Source organism: Sulfuriferula multivorans (assembly GCF_003851125.1).
GTDB lineage: Bacteria > Pseudomonadota > Gammaproteobacteria > Burkholderiales > Sulfuriferulaceae > Sulfuriferula > Sulfuriferula multivorans.
The window spans coordinates 1-25,752 of sequence record NZ_BGOW01000005.1; the positions used below are offsets into that span (position 1 = coordinate 1).

Consider the following 25,752-nt stretch of genomic DNA (forward strand, 5'->3'; position numbering starts at 1 on the left):
CGGGCTGTACTACTTTGCGTTTGGTCATGGTTTTCCTTTGGAGGTGGCAGTCTCCTGCCTAATGACCGTTTACACAAAATTATTTACACCCTCAATTCCAACAGTCAAATCGGCTCCTACCAAGAACCCCCTCCAAGTCATCAGCGACCCATTCCATGGCGATGTAGTGCTCGTCGGTGTCCTGGTCGAATCCCGAATCGAATATCTGGACTATATTTGGATGTTGGAGGTCGGAAAGCGCTTGTGTCTCTCGTCGAAATGATTCTTCGACAACTGGGTCAGTACCGCCTATCGGACGGAAAACCTTGAGCGCAACATGCTGTTCTTCCTGGGTATCAAACGCCCGATAAACTGAAGCGATGCCTCCTGAACGCGGCTCCCCGCTAATTAAATAGCGACCATCAGCCAACAGTCTCTTATTGGTTTCTTTCTTATTCTTTATCCCGCTCAACGTCAGCGTTTCTTTTTGGGCGCTCAATCTTAATTCTCCTTGTCCAATTCGATTTCTGTTGAACTGAAATCTCAGATATCTATTTACATCAATCCAAGTTTCCAGAGGTAAGCCCATCCCACGTCCAACACCAACCACCGGGTGCGGTAGAGGCGTTCCAAGCCGCCGGTACTGGCCAGAGGGTTCGGAATTCACTGAAGGCGTGTTCGTCGTTCATTCAAAAAGCTGCGGCAGCAAGCGTCGTTTGAAGAGCAAATGCTCTTCTGCGCCTGGAAGTAACTCCAAAACAACGTACCGTGTTGTCTGAAGTGCTGCAGGTGGAGCGGAGGTTGTCGTCACGATGTATTGAAACGGGACAGCCCCATCAGCAAACATCAACTCGGCTGCCTCTGCCGCAGTCAATAAGAATTCGCGATACAAGCGCTCGCTCATATCGGCCTCACGGGGGCAATCGTGCACGGCAAACCCGGGATGATGGCTTTCTAGGGCGATCGCCGCGTCAAGCAGGCATGTCATGTCGCCAAGAAGCACTTCGAGAACCTGATAGGCTTCCCCGCCCACCGAAATCTCGAACGGATGGTCGTCGGATTCAGGAACGAATCTGCCATAGCCTTCCTCGCCGAGCAGCCTTGCGGCAATTGACCGGGTCAGCACTTTGAGGGCCTCTGCCCGTACAGAGTGCACTTGGTTTTGCTTGACCAAGGCAGTTTTCTTGGCGTTTAGCTCCTGAGTAAGCTTCTGTTGCTGGCTTCGTGCAAGCTCCAGTTCTCGGGAATCTTTCCCTCCGGCGCGAGCAGCGATACGCGGTTGCAAATCACCCCAAACCGATTTGAGGTAATCGCGCTGCGCCTCACTCGTGCCTATACGAACTTGGAGCCGCCGAATCTCTGCCTGCTTTGCGTTGACAAGAGAGACTTGGTGACGCAGCTCAGCGGTTGCTGCTTGTTCTGTCACCGTTGCCGCTTGCACTGCTGCCCTGAGCTTGGGTTTGTTGGCCTCGGCTTCACGCTGGCTGAGACGCCACGGCAAGCTAGGCGTGCTCCGGCGACTGAGAATGTAGTCACATTTTGAAAAATCAACATCGCCATGGCGACAATGTCCTGCAAGATTTTCTAGCTGCTGTAACTCGGTCGTCAGGCGAATGTAATCCGCTTCGTTGGCGTCCAGCAAAGATTGAGCAATCTCCCGTTCCTTTTCACGAATCGCCGCCTCACGGCGGAGCGCTTCAAGCTCGACCAGCAACGGTGCCAAGTTCTCCTCTGCTGCTTCAGTTTCGCGTTCCAACGTGGTTTCGGCTCTCACGGCTTCAGCCAGTGCATCCGCCACCATCGACTGCAATGACGGCCCCAAAATCGTCTCTAAAACGGGCAAGTCGTCATCTGCCTTGAACTGCGCTCTAAGCTTTCGCTCTAAATGAGCCAGCTCAAAAATTGACTCGCGTTCCAATGCCTCTAATTCTTGCTCAAGGTTAATCAAGTCAGATTGTGCATGCTCCACCTCTCGCATAAGTCGGTCGGTATCGGCATCCAGCAAGCCCAACACAGTGTGGACAAAAAGGGGAGGATCTTGCCTGGGCCGGCGAAACCCCAATCCGTCGCCATCGCGCCAATGGAAAAAACCATCGAAACGCGTCTTCTGGTCGCGAATACACCAGGCCAGCAGGTGACGCCATTCCAGAGTCTGGCTGCTGCCAGGTAGCGACGTAGCCGGCAGCTTGGCGATGAATGCCTCATGTAGTGCAGCCGAAAATGCCGAGAAATCGCCATCCAACCCACCGGCGAGCAAGGATTCGAGCTCTTCTCCCTTACCCGCGCTAGAGTGACTATGCGTACCGTATGGACGGTAAACGAGCCACGTCGTCCCATCCACATGAACCTTGGCGGCTACGCCGCCCTTCGGAAAACCAGCCAGAGCCTTCTCGCGCAGCGACGATATCGACGGTGCCTCATCGCCCAGGCAGTAACGAAGCAGCAGGCACAAGGATGTCTTGCCGACACCGTGCCCGGCGCTTGCCAAGCCCGAGGCCGCTTCGGATTCAGGTTCTCTCGCCCAAACAATATTCAGGCCCGGATGCAAATCAATGGTCCGAACGACAGCAAGAGGTTCCTTGGATTCAAGCAGCCATAGCCGCTCGATCCAGAGGCGCGGAAAGGATCGAGGCGTTGAATCAGCTTGTAACCAAGTTGCCATCGTGTCCTCTCAACCTACACCGCTGTCGCGTTCGCCCTGCTCGTTGCTTGACATGTCAGCGCTTTGAGCACGCCGCCGCTGCGCATCGAGTGCCAAGATCAAATCGGCCAATTCCGTTTGTACGGGACTCATTCGTACATCCGCCGGGATTGGATTGACCCCCGGCCTGAACAGGGTTGTTTCACCTTTACGCTCTCGACGGACCGAACCACTCGCCTCCAGGCGCTCAACAAACTGTGGAATCAACGCCAGCGCCTCGGGCGAGGTCAGTGCAGTCATGCTCCCTACCAGTGACTGAAGCCGCTCGGCTTGTTTCGATTCAAGCAACAGTTCCGGGTAGCCGGTTCGCGTTGCGGAAGCAACCATCTCCTGCAACTCGGCAACGGAAATGCCCACCCCACACTGAGCGACCAGCGCAGCAACCAGCCCCGCCAGTTCGGCCTCGCTTTCGTTCCGGATGACCGCAAGTTCAGAGTAAACAACCAAAACCCCATGATCCGGCAACACTGTGGGAACGAGCTCTCCCGACTCCAGCCTATCCCACGCCTCCAGCACCAGCCGCCGGGTGCGGTATTCGCCGAACTCACGCATCTCGCTGTTCTTGAGCACGCGGAAGGTTTCGCTGGGGTAGTCCTCGCCCATGACGTCAGCGGGGTCAAGGATGTAGCGGAGTTCGTCGCGGGTGATGCTGTAGAGGCGGGCGTACCAAGCGTCGAGTTCGGCGCGGATCTGGGCACGGCGCTCCGGGTTCCAGGCGAAGGGGGTAACCCGCTGGTCAGCCGGACGGGGGTCGTAGGCGGCGAGGTCGTCGGCCCAAGGCTTGAGATTGTGGGCGGTGTAGGTGAGTTCCAGCACGCGCGGGACGATGTAGGCGAGGTCGGCTTCGGTATAGCGGTCAGGGGGGAACACCGGGAACTGCTTAACTATGAAGAAGTTTAAGTTCGTTCCACCAATTTTCTGCCGTGCCACGAAGTCAAGAACCAAGGTTCCTAGGTTACCAATCAAAGCAGCCCAAGACCTTGCATTCCGTGTAGAAATCAATATTGGAAGGCTATTGCCAGCCGCAATGCGTGGCACTGCCGTAGCGATAAATGAACGCTCATTTGTCGCATTCGTAATGCCTCGAAAGCCCATCAACCAGCGGCGGCTACGGGCATCCATCCAAGTGTCGAGCAAGACCAGCAGCGCCGCCGGTTCGGCGATGGCTTGGGCCAGGGTCGCAAGTTCCGCGTCGTTCAGCCCTACCTCGTCGTCCTGCAAGGCCCATTTACCGAACTCGATCAGGGCCTTTTTGCCGCTGATGTCAGCCGCCTTGAGCGCTTGCGCTAACGCCGGGAACCGCTGTACCAAACCCGCTTCGGCAATCTTTAGGCCTTGCAGGCGCTGGCGGCTGGACCAGTCGTCACCCTCTTCCGGCGCTCCGGCGGCGCGGCGAAACAGTTCGCCCGCCACCCAGGCGGCGATAGCGAACTGGAGTTTCTGCTCGTCCTCGGCTTGGTCGCTCGGACTGGCAATGTGCATGCCCAGCCAGGCGTTGGCCACCCGCGCCGGCACCCGGGCGATCCGGGCCAGCACCTCGCGCTCGTCTACCCAGTAGCGCGGGCGCACCACAAAGTCGGGTTCTGCCTTCTGGGCATCGGTGCAGTCTTCAGTGTCCAGACCATCCGGCCTGGCAGGCGCGGCCACATAGGTGGCCCAGCGGTGGTCGAATTGGTGGATCATCTTGGCTTCGTATAGTGGCAAGCGCGGCGCTTCGCCGGGAGCGGCGGGCTCATCGCGGAACAGGCCGCTATCGTTGGACATGTCGAGCATCCGCATGAAACGGATGCCCCACGGATTCTTATCCGTTTCACCCTCCTCGATCAGTACCGGCGCTGCGCGGTAGAGCTTCTTGGTCAGCTCGGCGTCGCGCTGGCTGCGGAACACCGGGCAGGTGCGGGTGTTGGGGTTGATAAGGCGGAATTCGTCGGGGGTGAGGGTGAAGCGACGATGCTGGTCCCCGAGGTGCTCAACAGAAAGAGCGTAGTGAACCAGTTGCGCGGCTTCCGCCTTTGGCCCAAGTGTCACCAGCGCAAACGGCGTGTCTGGATGCACCGCAGGAAAGATTCGCTTGGCGTTATCGAAACCAAAGAAAGATGCAAGTCTGCCCGTTTGGGATATGGCCTGAAAGAAATGCTTGGTTGAATCGTCAGTACCGAGGCCGGATTGCACAATAAAACCGGTACGTCCAGTGGGCGCTACAAGCTGGAAAAAACTCTCGGCAAACAAGGCATAGGTATTGACGTCGCCCACGCCGGTTAACGGGTAGCGGCCGCTATCATGGGCGTAGAGGCTGGCGGCCTCCGCACCACGTCGGGCGCTGATGAATTCCTCGTGCAACCGCATCTCGGCCCGATTGGGCGGGCTCAATCCTTCGGCAGCTTCCACGTCCGGGAACAGGGTGTGCAGCAGGAGGCCTTGTTGCAGCCATTCGATGCGCTGGCCGCGTTCGGCTTTGTTTTTGGCCATGGCCACTAAAGGGCTGCGGGCGGCAAAGAATTCTTCTTCCTGCAACTTGATTCGCTCCCAAGGTGGATTGCCCAGCATGACCGAGAAGCCACCCCGAGCCCGCACTTGGGGAAAGGCCAGCCACCAGTGGAACACGCCGTGCGCGCGGCAGAGTTCCTGGGCCGCGTTGTCCACCTCGGGCTTGCTCTGCCCACCGTTGATGATGCCCCACAGATAGCCGGACAGGGGGATGTGCGGCGCGTCCTGGGGTAGTTTGGGGGCGAGAAAAGCAGCGACATAGGTGTCCGCCAGGTGTGCCAGGATGCTGTGCCGCGCCTGGTCGGCTGCCTGTGCCCAAGCGGCGCGTTTGGCCTCGATGCCGGCAAGGCTGTCGTCGGCCAGATGTTCGACTGCATCAGCTTGGGTGGCCAGATCGGTCTTGGTAAACAGGTCGCCGGCGGTGATAGCCTGCCAGCTTTTGAGATCGGCCTTGTTCTGTTTTTTCAGTGCACTGGCGGTAGCTTTATCGTCGCCAGAGAGTGCAGCGTAGGCTTCATCAGGAATACCGTTTTCCAGCACCTTGGGATCGAGCACGCCGAGTAGCGCGTCGCCGACTTGCAGGTGGTGGTCGAGGAAGCTGAGCGGCATGTCAGGCGTATAGGCCTCCAGCCACAACGCAGTCTTGGCCAGGGCAATGGCCATGGGGTTCTTGTCGACGCCAAAGATGCAATGGCTGACCACATCACGCAGGGCGTGACGGTAGTCGGCCTGACTAGGCGCGCCACTGGGGGCGCGGAGCTTGGCGACTTCGTCCGCCAAGCGACGGGCGGCGGCGAGCAGAAAATGGCCAGATCCGCAGGCAGGGTCGCAGATGGTGATGTCGAGTAGGGCTTCCACTGGGCGTTGCGGATTCGCCCGCAGGGTGCCGGCAATGACCGGCTCCAGCGCGGACTGGATAAGTTCCTGCACTAGAGGGTCGGGGGTGTAGTAGCTGCCGGTGAGCTTGCGGGTGTTACCGCGGGTGGAAGCGGTGGTGTCATCGTCGCCCACAAACGCCAGCCGAGCGGCATGCGCCTGAGTGAGGTTTTGCAGATCGGGCACCAATTCCAGGAGACTTTCGTAGACGCTGCCGAGTTCTTCCGGGCCCATGTCGCGGTAATTGACGCGGGTGAGGCCAGTGGGCTCGCGGAAGTAGCCGAGCTGGAAGATGGCAGCAAGCAGCCAGCGATTTTCGATCTGGGCAGCGCCGAGGTGGGCGCACTGGTCGGCATCGAACAGCCCGCCCAGCGCAGGCAATGCCAGTGCCGGTTCCCCCCGCCCAAGGGCATCGAAGGTGATGGACAGGGCCTGCCAGAGATCGCTGTGGGTGTCGAAGCCGCTGCGGCGAGCAGCGCGCTCGCGCAGCCAGGTGAGCGAATAGCCGGCGAGATAGCGCTGCTGGACGTCCTTGGGGCTGTTGGGAGTAAAGATGAGCGGCAGGCCGGTGGCGCCTTCGGTGCGGTCTTCCACGGTGGCTAGGAAAATAAGGCGATAGACCAAGCGCAGCAGTTCTTCGAAGAAGGCCTGTTTGGACAAGCCGTTTTCCTGTTGCAGTGCTTGGCGCAGGGCGTTGTTGTCGCGGTGGCTGAGGAAGCCGGTGCCGAGCGCCCTTAGCGCCTCGGCGACGCCGTCGCGCAGACGATCTCGGGCACGCACGCCGGCTTCCTGACCGGCATTGCGCCAGCGTTCCCATGCGCAGTCGGCGGGGTCGAAAGGCGCCCCAGCTCCGCTCCCGCCCTGCGCAGAAGAAGCACCCGCAAAACGGCTGGCATGCGCCAGCAGCCAGAACGCAACGAAGTCGGCGTACAGCTCTTCGGTGAAGATGGCCTCGAGGTCGATTTCCACATAGACCGGGCGGGTGAGGCTGGGGTTGTCACGCAGGATGCGGAGGCGCAGACCATTGCTAACCACGGCCCAAAGCGCGTCATCCGAGGCGTTGAGGGCTTCCTGCGCCAGCATGAAGGGGGAACGGCGACGGACCTTGCCGGTTTCCGGGTTCGTCTCGCCAAAACGATCATCCGGCACATCCAGCCCCTGGTTGTGGGCAGCCAAGATGAGGGGCACGCGCCCGCCACCGGAGAGATGGTCGATGTTGTAAGTGTGGCCCGAGGCATGGATGCGCGCGCTCTCCTCCAGATCAGTAAATCCCAGGACGCTGCGAAGCAACGGCAGCAGGAATTCGCGCAGGGTGAGGTTGTGGGCATTAATGTCGGTGCGCTGACGCTGCGTCTGAAAGTCAGTCCAAAGGTTCTGGGCGATCTTCCAGTAGCGAGCAACCTCGTCACGCAGTTTGAGGCCACGGGGAATGCTGTAATGATTTTCGGTCTGCTCGGTTTTGTCGGGAGTTTGCAGGCTGGTGAGGCGCGCAAGTTCGTCGGCGGGGATCAGGCCGCCTTCTATACGGATGGCCTGATAGCCAAGCTGGGTGGTGGAGCGACGCGCCATGGCTTATGCCCCCGCCTCGGCCGGGACCAGCACATAGACGCCCATGATGTCGACAGGCAGGCTGGCTGTGACTTGATAGGAGCCTTTGGCTTCTGCGGCATCACGCACCCGGCGGTGGTCTTGGAGCAAAGTCTGGGCGCGTTCATGGGCAAGGTTTTCCAGCTGGCCCTGCCAATCTGGGATGGCCTGCAAGGCTTGCTTGATGTGTAAGTCGCGCACCGGCGGTGGCATGTTGCGCACCGCTTCGGCGCCAAGTAAAGCTTGGGTTTGTTCGGGCGTGAGCACTTCGGGCGAGGCAGATCCAGAAACGGCGATGGCGATGGTTTCCTCGCACAACATCAGGCGAGTGCCGGCTTCGCGGATGACACTGAGCTGATGGCGCAGGCGCAGCAGCAGTACGGTGGTCTTGAGGCTGACGTTGCCAACAAACGCGGCGCCGGCGCGAGCGACGGCATCCGCATCGCTGGTCTCAGCGGCGGACTCCAGCGCCCGCTCAAGCAGCGTGTCGGCCAGCGCCACAACCAGCGGGTGGGTGCGCTGAATGAAGTGCGCACCCTGTGCGGCGGGCTGGTGGAAGTCGATGCGCAGCGTGCCGGTGAGACCGTCGGCGGCAAGACGTTCGCGCACCGTGGCAGGCAGGTGGTCGAGGTAGAGCTTGTGGTGCTGCTTGTAGGGCTCAAGCGCGGCCCCCAGCTTGGCGACGGCGCGGCTGACGAAGCGTTCGACGTCGTCCTCGCCCCCGAGTACGGCGGCGGACTTACGCCATTCGGGCAGCACGTCCTCCGGCTTCAGACGGCGCTGGGAAAAGATGGAGCGGTTTTTGGCGGCCTTTTCGCGGACGCTCTGCCAGGCGGTTTCGATTTCCTCGGCAGGCTCACCAAAATCAAACATCGCCTGAGCCTTGTTGCCGATGGCATTGTGCTTGCGCATCAGCACCGCATTGAGCAGCGCCTGTGTGAGCTTGCCCTCGTTGTCGGGCATGGGCACCAGCACGCCCAGTTCTTTGCGGATGCTCTCGGCCTTGCGCAGGATGACTTGCAACACGGCGCCATCGACCGGGTTGTCTTCGCCGTAGAGAATGGTGCTGCGCACCTCGGGCTCTTTCTGGCCAAAACGATCGACTCGGCCTTCCCGTTGCTCGTGACGGGTAGGGTTCCACGACAGGTCATAGTGGACGACGGCGGAGAAGAGATGCTGCAGGTTGATGCCCTCGGACAGGCAGTCGGTGGCCACCAGGATGCGCTTCTCGGTATCACTCATTTCTTCAATCGCCGCCTCACGCTCACCTGAGGTTAGTTCGCCGGTGACGGCCTTGATGGTGACGTCTCTGAACTTGCCGCGAAGGAACTCGGCCAGGTAATGCGCGGTGGCAATGTAGCGACAGAACACCACGGGCTTGAAACCCTCTTTGATCAGGGCGACCAGGTGATCCTGCAGTTTGGTGAGTTTAGGATCATTGGCGGCGCCAGCCAGGCTCTCGGCGGCGACAATGAGCTCCCGCAAGCGAGCGCTGTCTTCCGTCTGAGCGGCAGGTTCGATGTCGTCGGTAGATAGCGCGTCGTCGAGGCCGTCGAGCACGCGGTCACCGGCCTGGGCTTCGATGTCATCGAGTGTGAGTTCGTCACCCCCCGCCTCTTCCGAAGCGCCTTCGAGACGGGTGCGCAGTGCATTGACCGCTGCCGCCGGAGAAGAGGAAATACAGCGCAGCAAGGCCAGGGCTGCCCACCAGTTCATGCGCTGTTCTCGCTGACCCCGGCCTTCGGCCCGTTCAACCAGTTCGCGGGCATAGTCCAGCACATCGTTGAACAGCTGCCCCCAGGCGCCGGTCAGGCGATAGGTCAACTCGGCGGTCTTGCGGTCGGGGAACATCGAGGTGTCCTGCCACTCGGCGATATCCGGGCGACGGCGCTGGACGAAGTGGCGCGAAAGATCGTCGCGCAAGTCCATGCGCGCGCCGGGCGGCAGATCCTTCAGCGCGGTGAATTCGGGGCGCAACAGGCCAAGCAGGTTGAAGAAGGCATCTTCGTCTCCACTGTGCGGAGTGGCCGTGAGCAGCACCATATGCCGGTTGGCGTCTTCTGCCAACCCCTTGAGCAGCTGGTAGCGCTGTTGGCGGCTCTGACCGCCTTGGGTGCAGGTGTGCGCCTCGTCAACGATGACGAATTCGGGGCAGAAGCGCTGGAAGGCTTCGCGGCGACGCTCGGACTTGATGTAGTCAAGGCTGACCACGGTGAAGGGATTGGCGTCAAACACCGATGTGCCGGGCGGCAGATCGCGTTCGAGCCGGGCCGCCGAGGATGTGCGCACGATCACCGACTGGATATGAAAGCGCTCGGCCAGTTCGCGCTGCCACTGCTCGCACAGGTGAGGCGGACAGAGCACGGTGAGGCGCTGAATTTCGCCTCGGTCGAGCAGTTCGCGGGCTATCAAGGCGCCTTCGATGGTCTTGCCGATACCGACGTCGTCGGCGATCAGAAGGCGCACCGTGCCCAACTTCATCGCCATCAGCAATGGTACGAGCTGGTAGGCGCGTGGCTCGACGGCGATGTTTCCAAAACTGCGGAAGGGTCCGGCGCCATTGCGCAGCTTGAGCTGCAGGGCGTCCATCAGCAACTGGCTGGCGGCATGGTTGCGTGCCTGCTCGACCAGGGGCAACGGGAAGGTGGCCGGCTGAACCGGTTGGCGCTCCAGCGGCAGGAAGATAATGGATTCATCCTTCTCGCCACCGCCCAGAGGGCGCAGACGCAGGGTCTCGGCGGAGGATTCCGGCAAGACAATCCATTCTCGTCCGCGAGCCGAAACAAGACTACCGGGATAAAACTCGGGGGTGGGTGCGTTCATGTTTTATGCCGTGATGCCAGCGCCGAACAGGTCGGCGTAGGTAGAGAAAATTTCTGGCCAGGTACCCGTGTCTTTGGGGAACCGAACAATAAGGTAGCCCTGCTCTTCCAGGCGACGATTGATTGCGGCGTCCTTGGCCCGCTGGGATTCGCTTTCGTGGTGCGGGCCGTCGATAAAGATTGCGAGTTGGTAGTCGTCGTAGAAGAAGTCGGCGCAAGTTTCGGCTTTAGTGATGGTGTGCTGGCCGCGATCCGGCTTGCGATGGCCATGTGCTTCCACATAAGCCAACCAGGCTTGTTCCAGAGTGCTGCCGGAGACGCGTGCCAGCTCGGAGCTGTGCTGGTCAGGTGCACGCCCCTGGGTGCCCTGCCTGGTCTGGGCAGCGGTGAGCCGACAGAGCATGTCGAGCACCAAGCCATCGGCCTCCTTGTCCTTGCGGTCAATAAGCGGGTGGTCGGGCTGGTTGTAGTAGGAAAGCAGGCACTTGTAGCAACCGGCCTCGCAGAGGGGCTGACCGTTGACATCGGCCTCTTCGATCAAACCCACCTTGGTCCAGGGCTGGCCTGCTGGTGGTGGCTGAAAGTGCATGATTTCCAGTGCTTCTGCCGCAACCGCCGTCAGGGCTTGGGGTTCGCTGGCGAGGCGGGTGAGCACGCCCGCGCCACCTTCAGCCGCTTCGTAGAACAGGATGGACTGGCGTGCATCACGGGTGGGCAGTGGCTCGGCCATGAGCTCGCTTTCTTCGAGCTGATAGACCGATTCGATGCCGCGCTTGAGTGCGTATTGCAGGGTGGTCAGGGACGTTGCCGAAAGCTGGCCGAACTTGCTGTGAGGGCGAACGATGAGGATGTTGCGACGGTCTTCCACGTAGGGGACGATGCGCTGGGGCGGGGTTCTGTCCGGCGGGGCATTTTCATCTCCCTCTCCTTCGCTTTCATCGACCCCGCCAACCCAGTGGCCGGTGACCGGATTGATCATGAATCCCAGCACCGACTTTTCCTTGCGACGGCGCCAGCCGAAGTTCATGCGCCACACGGTAGCAGCGGAGCCATACTGGAGTTCCAGCAGAGGGCCGGCGGCATCCGCGACCACGCAGGTGACCATCTGCGGTTTGCCGTCGACTTCGGCGAATTGCAGCGTGGTCTGCATCTCGTAGCCCTGGCGGACGCGCTCTTCCTCGTTGGCGGTAATACGCTCCGCCCGTTTGGTGGAGACGTTCTCGATGCGATAGAGATTCTTCACCTCCTCGGCGTTGGCCAGGGAAGCACCGCAGGATACGCAGCAGTCGGCGTCACGCTGCGAGCGGAAATGGCCGTAACCACAGGCCGGACAAAGGCGCGCGACTTCGGTGGATAGCTTGGCACCCTCGGCGACCTGATCCTGGCTGGTGATGGCGAGCAGAGCCTTGATGACGCGGTATTGGCTACCCTCGTGATAGATGAGGCTGTAGGGGCCAAACTCGCTTAGCGCCAGGAAACGTGGGCGGGAAAGGAATCTTTCGCGCCCGATGTTGCCCCGGCGCGCCGGGATGTACGCCATCAAGGGCAAGCGGGGAAAGTTGTAACCCGGCAGGAAACCTTGGCTAGCCAGGTAGCGGTAAGTGTAGAAGTCGCTGTTGAACGCGCTGTCGCCTGCTAACAGCAGGTCGCGCTGTTTGCGCGCCTCATTATGGCGTTGCTGTGCTTCGCGCCGCTCGCGCTCGCTGGCAGCCGGGTTGTTCTCGATCTTGAAATTGAGCTCGATCTGGCGGGCGGTGGCTCGGTAGAGGTCTCGCCAGCGTTTGAGGGAATCATCCAGTTCCTTATAGGCGCGCTGGAATACCGTCTCCGACCATGTCTCGGTGAACCAGGGTGCACGCTCGGGCGTGAGTTCATCCTTCAGCATGGCCAGAACGGCGAGGCCACGCTTGTGAGCGCGCTTCTTGGCATCAGGCTTGTCGAGATCGGTCAACAGCTCTTCCAGAATCGGAAGGGCATCGGGCTGATTCATGTCGAGCAGGTCACGGATGCTGTTACCCAGCCGTTTGCTGGTTTCCGCCAACCAGATGGCGTGCATGTGGCTTTGCACCAGTTCGCGGTTGGCCAAGTCGAGCGTGGGTGCCTTGACCTGTCCGTGCACCATCTTCACCGGGTCGCGGAAGTAATACTGATCGTGCGGACTCTGGTTGGCACAGTAGGTGATGACCAGCGCAGGTTGGCCCGCACGACCAGCCCGGCCGCTGCGCTGGGCATAGTTGGCGGGCGTGGGTGGCACGTTGCGCATATACACGGTGTTAAGCGAGGCGATATCCACACCCAGTTCCATGGTCGGCGAACAGAACAGAACCGGCAGCCACTCCAGTTCGCTGCCATGCTTCTCACGCCATTCCTTGCGATCCTTCTCGGTGAAACGGAAACGCGCCTCACGCTCCATGCGGTCGTCCTGCTCGACCTGGGCGGTGTGCTCCCGCGCCTCGAATTCGAAAAGTTGGTGGACGGGGTTGGAAAGCAAGCCTGCAATATTCCGGTAAAGGCCGCGAAAGAAGGTGTTGTCATTGGATTGTTTGGGGCTGGCGCCCTCCCCCTCGATCCACAGAAGCGCGGAGCCATTCAGCTGCCACCCCATCAGACCGGCATCGGTGTCTTCCTTGCGCACCAGGCCATAGCTTTCTGCCGCCTTGAGCAGAGCCCCGATAACTTGAGGGTAGGAAGCGTCATTGATCTGGCGGGCGTAGGGATTACCCCCGCCCCAGGTGCTGGCTTTTTTCAGTTCGCGCCCTAGACGGGAGCGGCTGGAACCAATGACTAAGTATTCCTCGATTTTGTTCTTGCGTCCGCGAGGCCCGCCGTCTTCACGCGGGCGGCTGGTAACAAACCACTTGGCAGGAACGGGGCGCTCGTCTTCTGTGAAACCCCAAGGCTCACGCAGATTGGCGTAGCTCTGGGTGCGAAGCTGGTCTAGCTCGGCTCGGTCAAGGTAGCGGGTGGCAATACACAATCCTTGGCGCATGGTTTCGAACAAAGCGCGCAGGACCTTGGCGCGTTCGGCTGGCTTGGCAGCTTGCAATACAGCGGGAGACTCGGCCCACTCCGCTTCATCGGCGGCAAGGTCGTCGATGTCCTGATAGACAATGCGCACCAAGCCAAGCTGTTCCAGGTTGGGGTTGTTGAAACGCCAGCCACGCCGCAGGTCAAAAAAGCTGCGGTAGCCGAGGATGGCGCGCATGGCGTCCTGTACCTGGCGGCGGTTGTTGCCCTTGACCTCGGGCTGTTGCATGTATTCACCCCGTACAACTGGGTCGTCCCGAAGGAAGCCAAGCGCCTCGAATACCGCATTGGCCACCTCTTTTTCAGTAAGGGGATGGGCGCTGTTCTGTATGGCGGACAACAACGCTGCGCGCATCAACAGCACTTGCACAAAATCGTTGAAGTGTCCGGCTTGAAGGGCTGCGTCTTGACGGTTATCGGAGAAGCCCAGGACCTTTTTGGCATCAGCGCTGAGCTGTTGATCCTGTTCGTAGAGATAACGCAGCGATGACAGCGTGAGCATGGTCGTTGCAGAACTACGACCCTCACCTGATAGTGACGTCAGACGCAATGAATCCTTGCCAGAGGTGGTATGGATAGCGCCGCAATTGAGACAGAAACGGAAGCCACCGGGGATGAACCAGGCATTTAGCCCGCCTTGGGTGGTTGTCACGCCGTCGGGGCGCACCCTGGCTGGCTGGGGAACAAATTTCCTGTAGGCGGATTTGATGCGCCACTCACCGTCGGCACGCTCTTCAATCCAGTTTTCCGGAAGACGCTCTACGGCTTCGTCCCACACGTTCCCGGCATCGGGCATGAGAAAACCAAATTTGACGCCCTCATCATCGTGCTGGCGTTCGCCGATATCCCTGCGCTCGAAGGCACTGCCTCCTACTCCATCGGTATCCCATACGGGAACGTATTCCTGCCCGCAGTCACGGCAGAAATGGACGTTGTAAAGGAGACGGCTCCGGTCACCGGCGACAAACTGCTGCCCATCCAGCGTGATGTGGCGTTTACCCGGTTCTTCGAGGGTGGCGTAGACCTTGCCGCCCCCCGAAATGAACTGGTGCAACTTGAACGCAAAGAGGGAATTACCAGAGGCATTCTTGACGTTGTATGCACGCAGCAGAAACTGTTGCAGGAAGGTATTGCACGTTTCCTCGTCCAGACCTGATGCTTCGGCCAACTGCTTTGCAGCCTGTTTCAGCGTCTTGGGCTTGGCCCGGCGGGGTTTGCCACTTTCGTAATCCAGTCCAAGCGTCATTTCCACCCATACCGATACGGGGTGCTTGGCCATCTCCTCGTGAGTCTGGCTCTGAGGTACACCTGCCTGTATCGCTCCCGCCAATCTGGGGGCCACCGTCAACGCGGTTTCATCTTCGGGTGTGGTACGGCGCAGGGTCTCGGTAATGATGTTTCGGTCGGGAATCGGTACCCCGAATAAGCGGGTGGCTACGCGCGCAACAGCGGCATTGCGCTCCATTTCCGTACCGTCGGTAGCCATGGTGGCAGACGTACCGATACATATCAGCCTGTCAGTCAGAGCCTCACGCACACGGCGTACCAGCAAGGCAACATCGGCTCCCTGCCGACCCCGGTAGGTATGGAGTTCGTCGAGTACCAAGAAGCGCAGTCCCTTGGCATTGCGCATAACGGTCTTGTCGATGTCGTTCTGCCGCGTCATCAGCAGTTCTAGCATCATGAAGTTGGTCAGCAGAATGTCCGGCGGGTTGGCGGCCATGGCCTGGCGCTCTTCGTCGCTTTCCTGGCCGGTGTAGCGGCCAAAGGTCACCAAGCGTGAGGTGGTGTCACTGCCCAGAAATTTCTTGAGTTCTTCCAACTGGCTGTTGGCCAGAGCGTTCATCGGGTAGACAACAATGGCACGCGTGCGTGGCGTGGGGTCCGTTTCCTTGACCTTGAGGCAGGCGTCAACGATGGGAATGAAATAGGCCAATGATTTGCCGGAACCCGTCCCGGTGGTTAGGACGTAACTTTCGCCCGCAGCGGCCAGACTGATGGCCTCTTCCTGATGCCTGAAAAGCTTGAGGGGGGAGCCCTGCGAAGCAGCGGTCTTCCCGGACCGAAAAATCTCCGCACATTTAGGATGAATATTTCCTGCTTGAACAAGCTCCTCTACTGAATGACCTGCCTTGAAGTTTGGATTGACCTGAATCAGTGGCGCTGGCCAGTAGCGCTCGGAATTATATGTTTCGTCGATAAAATTGGAGATGTCGGACGCCAGAATGCGAGTAAAGCTACGCGTAAAGTCGGAATAATCACTGACAAGCTTTTCCCTGAACTCAAAGACATCCATTAACTCGCTCTAATCCTTGACTAAATGAGAATTTTTGCTACGGCAAGCGCAGTTAACAAGAACAGTCAACCCGCGCTCCCTTGCTTTGTTATTGCACCAACGAGGTTCTCTTATTTTTGTATTCAAAATTCGGGAGAGGCTACATTTCAATCTCAGAATTTTGTCCACCCACGGTTTACAGCAGGCAACGCGCGATTCAGAAAAGCATGATCCATGCCGCCAAGTATGTGCGTTGTATGCTCGGCAAGCAAACTACTCAAGCAACTGCTTGTTTTCTGATTCGAGCCATCTGTTTTCAGCTTCCAACCTTAAAATCCGATCCAGTGCGATCTGCAATTGCGGCGACTCGACCCTACGAATATCCCCACTGTTCTCGGACAAATATTTATTTGATGTCGAAAGCATCGCGTATGCGTTGGTGCTTATGTAGCACCTGCCGTGTATAACGGTTGAACATTCGCAATTCTATAGCATCAATCGATAGTTTGGCTTTCCAGACTACACACCAATTTGCAGCTATGACTCACTTGGGGATGAGCTGTTACAGCGATTGACGCAGGAATGCGAAGAAGCAAACGTTAAGCTCACTGCGACTCATCGTCAGGTAGCTCAAGCGGAGAACGAACTAGAACGCATTAGGATCGCACGAGTGGCACGACGCATTCTCGTTCAGGTGATTGGTCGGGAGCCATACGGCGCTGGCCGGGGTATAGCAAGGTCGAGTTTAATATTTTTCATCTGGTCGAGCTTGACCTCCAGCGAGTGGCCTTTCCCATAGCTGTCTCCGACGGTTTGCTTGGCATGACCAGTAAGTGCCTGGTGAATTTCACGGGGAATAAGCGCATCCCTGCACATATCCTTAAAGTTGTGACGAAATGAATGGAACACCACATTACTCGGCATACCGAGTTTTTTATGGATGAAGCGGTTGAACCATTTCCCCTGGGTCTCGCTCGGATTGGCGGTATCGGATTCTGTGCGCAGGAACGGCCACAGACTCTCGTGGCCCGAGTTGCGGATAGCATCAACGTAGTCGAGAAAACCGAGTTCAATGAGTTTGGGGTGGATCGGAACCTCGCGGACACTGGACTGGTTCTTTCCGTGCCTGATGAACAAATGGGGGACCGGTTCGCGGAGTATATCGGAGACCGACAGGCTTCCGACCTCGTCGATCCGGGCACCGGAATACAGGGACAGGAGCGGCATCCACACGCGGGCATAATAGCCACCACCCCCACCGGCCTTGGTGACGGTGAAGAGCCCCTCGCCCTTGGAAAAAATTCGTGTGAGCTGTTCCAAGGTGAATGGTTCGCGCTCGTCGGGATTTTCGATACCTTCCTTCGTGGCAAAGCGGCTGTAGTCGAAGCCGGCAAAGGGGTTCTGCTCCAGAAGTTCATCCTTGACCGCCACGGAAAACAAGGCACCGACGAGGGTGCCTTTCTTTTCCAGGGTCTTGGCGCCGTTGCCACGTGTCTCCCTCTCGTTGCGTAGCCATTCGGTGACTTGGGCACGAGTCAGCGTCGCGGGGCTGGCCTTGGGAAGGAAGGTGGCGAGGGCATTGATGTAGGTTTCGACTTCCTGGGTAGTTCTAGCGGGCCGAATACGATCCTTGCGCCAATGATCCAAAAGTTGCTGCCAAGCCAGACCATTGTCTGGTGCGACGGGCGCGGGTTCCCATACGGCGCGTAAAGGTGGATCGTCGAGCTTGGGCGGATTCACTAAGCGTCCGGCCTGGCGCTGCTCGAGAATGTCGTAGCCTTGTTGAATGGCCGGGAGGATGTCGAGTACGAGTTTGCGTTCGGCTTCAACAGAAACTGCGAGTTGATAACCGCGTCCAACAAGGAGGTTGTGGACGGCTGGAATGAACGCGTCGGGTTGGCCTCGGGCGAGAGCCTTCGCGATCATACCTTTGACTTGTGTGATGTTCTGTGCGAGTTCGTCGTAGTCGTCGTCATCGAGTCCTTCACGACGCCAGACAAGATCAGCTTCGAGACCGGCAAGCCACAGGCTGCGCAAGCCACCGGCAAGCTCCGGCGTGACTTCGGTGATGGCCTTGAGGCGTCTATCTGCCGGCGTCTTGAAGTAGGAGTTCAGCGCATCTTGGTTTTGGTGCTGTTGGGCGGATTTCTCATGCAGTTCGCTGAACTGGCGATCAACCTGGACAGAAAGGAGACGGGCTTGGCTCACCGCTTCACGGTAGTCCTTTCCGAGGGATTTCTTGATTTCGCGTTTGCCGACGGCCGCGCGCAATGCTTCTGGCACGGTGATGCGGAAAAGGAACCCGTGAGGGGTCTTGTAGCAATTGCGTGGAAGTGCAGGCATCGGGGTCTCCTCGACCCGCCCGCTCCGGCTCTTTGTACTAGCTTTTTGTACCATTTTGGCCTCTGAACGCCTTGATGACATTAGCATTCAGCATGTTAGCACAAGATGGCGGAGAGGGCGTCTGACTAAGCCAGCTACACCCATATCCACACAAGTACACAAACGTTTGATTAATATTAATTAAAAATCCACCGAGGTACAGCATCGTCCATTTACTTTCAGCCCAATCCAAGTTACCGTTGTGGGTAGAAAAGGGGGTAAAGAATGGGACGATCTATTCACCGGCTCAGCGCGCTAGCTGTCAAACACACTTCAGTGCCAGGCTATTATCCAGATGGCGCGGGACTGTATCTTCAAGTATCCCAGAGTGGCACGAAATCCTGGATTTTTCGCTATACACGTGAAAAACGTACTCGAGAAATGGGTTTGGGCCCCTTGCACACCATCTCCCTATCTGAGGGTCGATTAAAGGCGACGGAGCAACGCAAGCTACTACTAGACGGCATAGACCCAATCGAAGCACGCTCTGCCGCAAAGGTGCAGGCCAAGTTGGCTGCTGCCAAAACCATGAGTTTCGATAATTGCGCCAAAGTCTATATTGATGCACATCGGGCTAGTTGGCGAAACGCCAAGCATACTGCTCAGTGGGAAAGCACCCTCAGGTCTTATGCTACACCCATCTTCGGCGACATTCCTGTTCAGAATATCGACACTACATTGGTTATGAAGGCAGTCGAACCAATTTGGGTCGAAAAGCCAGAAACGGCTAGTCGGGTCCGAGGCAGGATTGAATCAATCCTGAATTGGGCGACAGTACGCGGCTTTCGCACAGGAGATAATCCGGCCCGCTGGCGTGGGCATCTCGATCATCTGCTGCCCAACCATACGAAGATACGCAAAGTCGAGCACCACCCCGCTCTACCCTATACTGGTGTCGCCGACTTCATGACAGAGCTTGTCAACCAAGAAGGTATTGCTGCCAGGGCGCTTGAATTCCTTATATTGACTGCCGCACGCACCGGTGAAGCCATCGGAGCAACCTGGTCTGAATTCGATTTAACCAATAAAACCTGGACAATTGGCGCTGAGCGAATGAAAGCCTATAAGGAACACCGGATACCGCTGTCACCAAGAGCATTACAAATTATTGAGGGAATGCAGACAATCTCAACTGGAGGCGAATATGTTTTCCCTGGTCGACAAGAATGCAAGCCACTTTCCAATATGGCGATGTTGGCGTTGCTCAAGCGCATGGGGCGAATCAAACTGACCACTCATGGCTTTCGTTCCACATTCCGAGACTGGACGGCAGAATGTACCAATTACCCTCGTGAGGTTGCGGAAATGGCGCTGGCTCATAGTGTTGGAGATAAAGTTGAGGCTGCCTATAGGCGCGGAGACTTGTTTGAAAAACGGTGCCATCTAATGGCTGACTGGGCGCAGTACTGCTCATCAGCAGGAGAATCCACCGTAAAGATCGTCTATATCACAAACAACACCTAGCCCCAGACGAACAAAAAAATACCAATGAAGAAACCATCTAGATCACTTTTTACCCTTTCAGAAGTTGCTGACCACTGGAGCCGACTGACGGGAGAAACCTTTACTGTTAACGATTTGATTGATTATGCCGCGCATACCAAAGCTTTGGACGTAATAACTGCGAATGCCGCTAATGCCCAGAAAATCTGCATCAGATCTTTAAACCTATGCTTTTACGTGCACCAACATAAACTAGACGCGGCTACTGCCAAGATTTTGCATGCTGACGAATATAGTGGTGTTTTATATGCGCCACCGGCTTGGGTACAGGAAATTTGCCAACACGGGTCAGTTAGGGTCGGACGAAGCATGGAAAATGCCTCTGAACGAATGATTTGTTTCGCATCTGATATCAAACTCACCAGACAAGATCTGCGAGTTTCAAGCGAAGAGGTAGAACGTTTCCAGCAGCTATTTATGGGTGAATCGACTGATGCCGAAAAAATTTCCGCATTGGAGAAATCTCTCGAGACAAAATGCTTCGAAATAGACAATCTGATGGTGCAAATTAAGGAATTGCGTGCACAAATCGAAACACTGAAAAGTGAGCAGCTTCCCATTTACATGCAACCTAATAATCCTTTTTACGCTCCAGAGCTTGATGCAGCGATACGTGCCCACGCCATAGCGGTCGAAGAAGCCAGGATGCTGGATAAGTCAACCAAGTATGGAGCAAAAAAATATCCTGATTGCGTAAGAAAAATTCTGCCAGATGCTATTGACGCAACAATTTTAAGGATTTCGGCCTTGATTAGCTGGGCGGATACAGTGGACAAGAAAAAAATTGCTCTGACCTTGAAAACCCAGTCTAAATAAGCATTTAAAAGCTGGTCTGACCTAAATTCGGCTATCAACTCAGAGCATAATTTTCTGTAAAAATCATTCCAGTTCGTTAAATATCTCTCCTGAACCAACAACGAACAGGAGAGTATTTGCATGAGTACCATCATTCAATCTGCGTACAGTATTAAGCAGTTCTGCGAAGCACATGATTTATCCCGTTCTGGGTTTTATAACTTGCTCAAAGCAGGGCTTGCACCCACGATCATGAAGGTCGGTCGCCGCACGCTAATTTCAGCTGAGTCAGCTAATATTTGGCGCAAAGCGATGGAAACCAACCCTCAGAACTCGCGGCGTGAAAAGCAATGATCAGCGCGCGTAATAATTTCCTGAATTACTCTCTCCCATTCACCCCCTTATGGGCGATTCCTCTCATCTCCACGAACACATCCGCCCATCTGGATACCCTGCGGAAAATCATCTCCAGCCCAGAACTGGCCAAAAGCAATGATTGTTGAGAAGAGGCACGACGGCCATGTTTACGAAACCCTACGGGTTGCGCAACACGGCGTGTGCCAAAGGGTGCCCACCCTTTGCAACCGGGACGCTATGGCGCCGAGAATCCTACCCAGCTACGCAGGAGTTTGATTCATGGCAAGACCGCTGAAATCCGATCAGGTCCTCACCAAGGTACGTGGCTTCCGGCTCACCGAGGAAGTCAGCAATGCCCTCGATGAAAAGTGCCGTAGCGCCGGCCTGACCCCGTCCGAATTTATCCGCGACTGTGTGCTCACCAACCGCACCCAGGTGGTTGCCCGCGCCAAAGCCAGCAAAGATAAACAGCGCTTATTGTTCCTGTTCAACAAGGCCTCGAACAACATTAATCAGATTGCCCACCGGGCGAATGAAGCCCACGCCATGAAGAAAGTAGACGCGCTGCTTTACCGCACAATCCTGGGAAGCCTGGCTGTGCTCTCGCAGATTCTGAAATCGGAGATCGACAATGTTGATTAGGATTCGAGGCGGCAACGATGGCGTCAAGGCCTACCTGGAGAACGGCCAGAAGAATGGGCGCCAATTTAATCGCGATGAACTGGATGAGCGGGTGGTGTTGGCCGGCGACCTGGAGATATGCGATGCGGTCATCCAGAGCATTACCAGTAAGGCCAATCGCTACGACCACATCACGCTCGCCTTCAAAGAAGATTTTATTGAAACGTCCGCCCTGAGACTGATCACCGAGGAATTCAGGCAATTTGCCTTTGCAGCACATGGTGACGACGAATATTCTTTTTACGCCGAAGCGCACAACCCGAAAATCAAATCCTACGCGGATTTGGCAACCGGCAAACGGGTCGAGCGCAAACCGCATATTCACATAGTGATCCCCAGTCGCAATCTGCTGACCGGTCAAAGCCTGCGATACTTCGGCCAGGACAAAACAATCGAAGCATTCATTGATGCACTTCAAGAGCACATCAACAGGAAATACGGGTTGGCTAGCCCGAAAGATCACCGTCGCCTGAAAATTACCGACGCATCCGAGATGATCAGTCGATACAAGGGCGATGAATTCAAGGGGGCGAATCGTCAGCTGAAAGAGCAGTTACTGAACGCGATGGTGGATCACGACATCGTCACCTTTGCAGGTTTCCATGAATTGCTGAACCAGCATGGCGCGGTGGTGGTGCGCAAGGGGCGCGACGGTGACTATCTGAACGTCACGCTACCGGATGCCAATAAAGGGATAAATCTGAAAGAATCCGTGTTCAGCCGCGAATTCATTGAGCTTCCGACGTCGGAAAAGCTCCAGCGCTTGAACCAAACAACCCCGCTTCGCTACGAATCGGGCCCGGCGGGACGCCGCAGCGACGACGCTATCCAAGCAAAGCTCGCCGTCTGGCACGATACCAAGGCCCGCCAGATCAAGTATCTGCACAGCGCCGGCAAAATCTACAAACAGGAATACCAACCCGCTGATTGGGCGACCTGTCGCGCAATTCTCAGCCGCGAAGAAGCGGCATTTAATCACAAACATCGACAGGAAAATCATGAGCGACCCGACGCTGGAGCACTTATTGCCCGTATTGGAAAGAATCTCGACGCAGCAGAACGCCATATCGGGGCAGCTCGCGCAAGCCTTGGCACTCTTGGAAGCATTGAACACGCCCGAGGATTCCTCGCTGCTCGAACAGCTCTCCGTGCTGTTGCAGCCGGCGAGCCAGGATATGACCGGGATCAAGTAGCAGGCCAACAACGCGTCCGCTTCCAGGTCATCCGACGTCGCGCCGACAATATGATCGGCCAGCTATGCACAGAACCTCTGGCGCGCCAGCAGATCAGCAAAGCGGCCGAACTGGCGGAATTCAAGAAAATTCGCACCCATCTTGAAGCACATCGCCTGCTGGATTACCTCTCGAAAACCCATGGCCTGATGCCGGAGAAATATGACATTACCCAAGGGCCGGACGGCAGTCCACGTATCCGGTGCGGGCACCGCCATCTGAACGTCAGCGACTTTCTGACCCGGGAAATGAATCTGCCCTGGCATGAGGCCGCACCAATCCTGCGCGAATGCTATGCAGCGCAGCGCGCAAAGATGCGCAACGAGCCGGCACGGCCAGCTGACAATAGCAGCAAACACTTGTGGCAAGCCTTTCAGGAGTGGAAGCGCGAGGTGCATGCTCCGCAGGCAAAAAATGCCTGGCAGCGCCAGCAGCAAAGCGAACGCGAGCGCCGTGCCGTCATCAAGGCCGACTGGCAGCGCGACAGTAGCGGCATCCATGCTGACCACACTTTGTTCACCGCCCAGCGTCGCGCAGCGTTGTCGGTTGCCCGTATGGCGCGCGCCGTTGCCGAGCAAAAGCTGCGCGGGCAGATTGCCATCGAACGTGCCGATCATCGGCAGAAATACCCGAAACGCCATTACGACCTGTACCCACAGTTTCTCGTCACCTGCGCCGAGCAGGGAGACGAACAGGCATTGGCCGAGTTGCGCCGGAAGTATGTGGAGGCGCTACCGGAAGGCGACTACATTCAGCCGGCAGCAACGCATGAAGCGACTCGACACACGGTGTTGCAGAGCCTGAGCTACCGCATCCATCGCAATGGAGATGTGACTTATACCCTGAAAGGTCAAGCAGCGCTGACCGACACCGGCCAGGTGGTCAAGGTATTGCAGTCGACCGACCGGGATGTGATCGAAACCGCACTGCGCCTGGCACAGGCCAAATTCGGCGAGAAGCTGAGTATCCACGGCAGTGCAGAATTCAAGCTGCGCGTCGTCGAAATTGCCGTGCAGAAAAATATGCGCGTTGTATTTGTTGATCCAGTGCTGGAAGCCCATCGACTGCGCCTGGTGAGTGAACGCATGGCTGTCTGGGCTACGATGAAGCATAGGCCACAGCATCAACCCACGACACAGCACCCCAAGCCCCCTGCCCCGCGCGTGCAATCTACCCAAGAAGCACCTGTCGCCTTGGCCGTCGAGCAATTCCACACCACCGCGCTGATAGCAACGTTTGCAAACAAGCCAGCCCGGGCAAACGGGCGATATCTGGGCCCTATCAAACGCGAGGACGCCTACTACCTATATCAGGATGTGGGCATGGGCGAGCTGGTGCGGCATGCCAAAGCCGATTTGGCGAAAAACAATCGGGGATTGCCAAAAAACGGTACTGACGTTGATATCCGTTACGATGCCAGCCGCCACGTGCAACAGGTGCGAGAACTCCAGCGCAGCCGTGGTATCCGGCGCTAGTTGATCATCCACCCCAGAGCACACTACGGAAACCCAAAAAAAACTTCAAGGAAATTTGAATCATGGCTAAGACATATCCGTTTATCCCTTTCCTCTGGATCGACTTTCCCTACTGTGTCCAGGATCACCACCTCATCGATTGGCCGGCATCGGAAACCACACCGAAGCACATCGCTGATCTCATTGAGCACAATTCTGGTCGCAAGATCGAGCGCAACGCGGATGGCAGCGCTCAAACCGAAGTGATTGACGCCCTACTCCATGAGATGCGGGAAGTTGCGCTAGAAGAGTTTAATGCCATGAGCGACCTGGTTTATCCATTCCCGGATTAATGTAAAACCCTCACTTTGCCCGGTGATCGGGCACCCCACCCGCCAGCAAAAGCACGCGGGCATGCGGGTTGCCGATCCAATCGCCGGGCCTTTCACACCTCACCTTTTACCCTGCCGTTTCAACAACGGACTCACAGCAGCACTGTTGCTTTGCTCTCTTGTTATCAATCCGACCGGCACCGCTATCGGACTTCGACCCCGCCAGCGCCAGTGAGCGGGGAATCGAATCCGCTAGCCAACCCAACGCCGGTCAAGCCGGCTTGATTAAAAGAGAGGAAAAACCATGAATCTATTCATTGCCCTGATCAAATTGCCGTTTGCGATGCTCCAGCTGGTCTGGTCGTTGCTGTTGCTGACACTGGAGCTGGCGCGTATCAGTTACCACCTTGGGCGATTACTTGTTATTCTGTTGATGACCTGCGGGCGTTGGTTGCACAGGGTGTACTCGCGTTGGTTTTAACCGGCAGGCAAAGACAAATGCTCATTTTCCTGGACACCGAATTTACCGATTTTATCGACTTTGAACTCATCAGTTGATCGAGACGCGCGTGAATTAAATGATTTTTCGGCTGGCGCGTGCGACCAAGATTACCAAACCCAGACCAGCCAGCATCAAGGCATAGGTTTCGGGTTCAGGCACAGCAGCGATGGCGAACGTGTAGATGCCTCCAGAACTGCCAATAGCGTTACCCGCGATATTCACATGGTAGTTACCGGAACCAAGCATTGCGCTAAAGGAGACGGGATCATAACTACCGACAGCTTGCGTAGCGCCAGTCATAAAATTATTGCCGGAATCAAACAGACTGGCGCTAAGACCTTGAATGTTATATACGCTCAGGCTACCAAAATTCAGTACTAGTTGAACGGCCGCCGCCGCTACGGAAGGATTGCTGCCTACAGTCATATTGTAGGTGTCCTGAAAGCTGCCAGGAGCCACGATGGACGTATTGTTATATGGCACCGTAGTCAAAGTGCCCGCATTATAGATTGCTGCCTGGGCAACTGTAGTACCCAGGCTCAAGGCCGCTACTACAGCCAGTTTAAGCATAGTACGCATCACGAAAGCTCCTATTCTCAAGGTGGGTTGAACTGGAGTTTCAGTATACGAAGGCTCTATGGTAGAAATATTTCTTATATAGGCCCAAGTTATGAGTTATTCGGACTACGATAACGGCAGTACCAAACCGGGACTCGATAGATAAACCGCACCCTTTTTCCAGCGCTCCTGCAGAAAATGT

At 57.0% G+C, this 25,752-nt stretch carries 14 protein-coding genes; 7 read left to right on the top strand and 7 right to left on the bottom strand.

The window, feature by feature from the left end:
• Nucleotides 1–91: 91 nt before the first annotated feature.
• From EI185_RS04335 to EI185_RS04365, 6 genes are all read right to left on the bottom strand, one after another.
• Entirely contained in the window at nucleotides 92–478 is a 387-nt protein-coding gene (locus EI185_RS04335; RefSeq protein WP_189836276.1) for a protein kinase domain-containing protein, read from the bottom strand.
• Between the two features lie 186 nt (nucleotides 479–664).
• Nucleotides 665–2,641: a coiled-coil domain-containing protein gene (locus EI185_RS04340; RefSeq protein ID WP_124703908.1), complete on the bottom strand. Its 1,977-nt coding sequence runs from the start codon at nucleotides 2,639–2,641 to the stop codon at nucleotides 665–667.
• 9 nt (nucleotides 2,642–2,650) lie between these two features.
• Complete coding sequence (locus EI185_RS04350; protein WP_223247663.1) at nucleotides 2,651–7,612, bottom strand: Eco57I restriction-modification methylase domain-containing protein; 4,962 nt, start codon at nucleotides 7,610–7,612, stop codon at nucleotides 2,651–2,653.
• Between the two features lie 3 nt (nucleotides 7,613–7,615).
• Entirely contained in the window at nucleotides 7,616–10,453 is a 2,838-nt protein-coding gene (locus EI185_RS04355; protein WP_124703909.1) for a DUF8741 domain-containing protein, read from the bottom strand.
• Nucleotides 10,454–10,456: 3 nt separating this feature from the next.
• The gene (locus EI185_RS04360) at nucleotides 10,457–15,775 is read right to left on the bottom strand and encodes a DEAD/DEAH box helicase (protein WP_124703910.1); all 5,319 of its coding nucleotides are present in this window, start codon (nucleotides 15,773–15,775) and stop codon (nucleotides 10,457–10,459) included.
• A gap of 669 nt (nucleotides 15,776–16,444) precedes the next feature.
• Entirely contained in the window at nucleotides 16,445–18,097 is a 1,653-nt protein-coding gene (locus tag EI185_RS04365; RefSeq protein WP_124703911.1) for a site-specific integrase, read from the bottom strand.
• 264 nt (nucleotides 18,098–18,361) lie between these two features.
• Between EI185_RS04365 and EI185_RS04370 the strand changes: the two genes are divergently transcribed.
• The 7 genes from EI185_RS04370 to EI185_RS17950 all read left to right on the top strand — a co-directional run bounded on the left by EI185_RS04370 (nucleotide 18,362) and on the right by EI185_RS17950 (nucleotide 24,971).
• A complete protein-coding gene (locus EI185_RS04370) occupies nucleotides 18,362–19,600 on the top strand; it encodes a tyrosine-type recombinase/integrase (RefSeq protein ID WP_124703912.1) in 1,239 nt (412 codons plus the stop codon).
• A gap of 24 nt (nucleotides 19,601–19,624) precedes the next feature.
• Nucleotides 19,625–20,455: a hypothetical protein gene (locus EI185_RS04375; RefSeq protein ID WP_124703913.1), complete on the top strand. Its 831-nt coding sequence runs from the start codon at nucleotides 19,625–19,627 to the stop codon at nucleotides 20,453–20,455.
• Nucleotides 20,456–20,575: 120 nt separating this feature from the next.
• Nucleotides 20,576–20,788 (top strand): hypothetical protein, encoded by a 213-nt coding sequence (locus EI185_RS04380; protein WP_124703914.1) that lies wholly within the window; start codon nucleotides 20,576–20,578, stop codon nucleotides 20,786–20,788.
• Between the two features lie 282 nt (nucleotides 20,789–21,070).
• Nucleotides 21,071–21,433 (top strand): plasmid mobilization protein, encoded by a 363-nt coding sequence (locus EI185_RS04385; protein ID WP_124703915.1) that lies wholly within the window; start codon nucleotides 21,071–21,073, stop codon nucleotides 21,431–21,433.
• Nucleotides 21,423–24,179 (top strand): LPD7 domain-containing protein, encoded by a 2,757-nt coding sequence (locus tag EI185_RS04390; protein WP_124703916.1) that lies wholly within the window; start codon nucleotides 21,423–21,425, stop codon nucleotides 24,177–24,179. Before EI185_RS04385 ends, EI185_RS04390 begins: the two co-directional genes overlap by 11 nt.
• Before the next feature lie 62 nt (nucleotides 24,180–24,241).
• Nucleotides 24,242–24,511 carry a hypothetical protein gene (locus EI185_RS04395; RefSeq protein WP_124703917.1) on the top strand — a complete coding sequence of 90 codons (270 nt, stop codon included), beginning with the start codon at nucleotides 24,242–24,244 and terminating at the stop codon, nucleotides 24,509–24,511.
• A 283-nt stretch (nucleotides 24,512–24,794) separates the two neighbouring features.
• Entirely contained in the window at nucleotides 24,795–24,971 is a 177-nt protein-coding gene (locus tag EI185_RS17950; protein WP_189836278.1) for a hypothetical protein, read from the top strand.
• 93 nt (nucleotides 24,972–25,064) lie between these two features.
• Here EI185_RS17950 and EI185_RS04400 read toward each other — a convergent pair whose 3' ends face one another.
• A complete protein-coding gene (locus tag EI185_RS04400; RefSeq protein ID WP_124703918.1) occupies nucleotides 25,065–25,571 on the bottom strand; it encodes an FxDxF family PEP-CTERM protein in 507 nt (168 codons plus the stop codon).
• Between the last annotated feature and the right edge of the window lie 181 nt (nucleotides 25,572–25,752).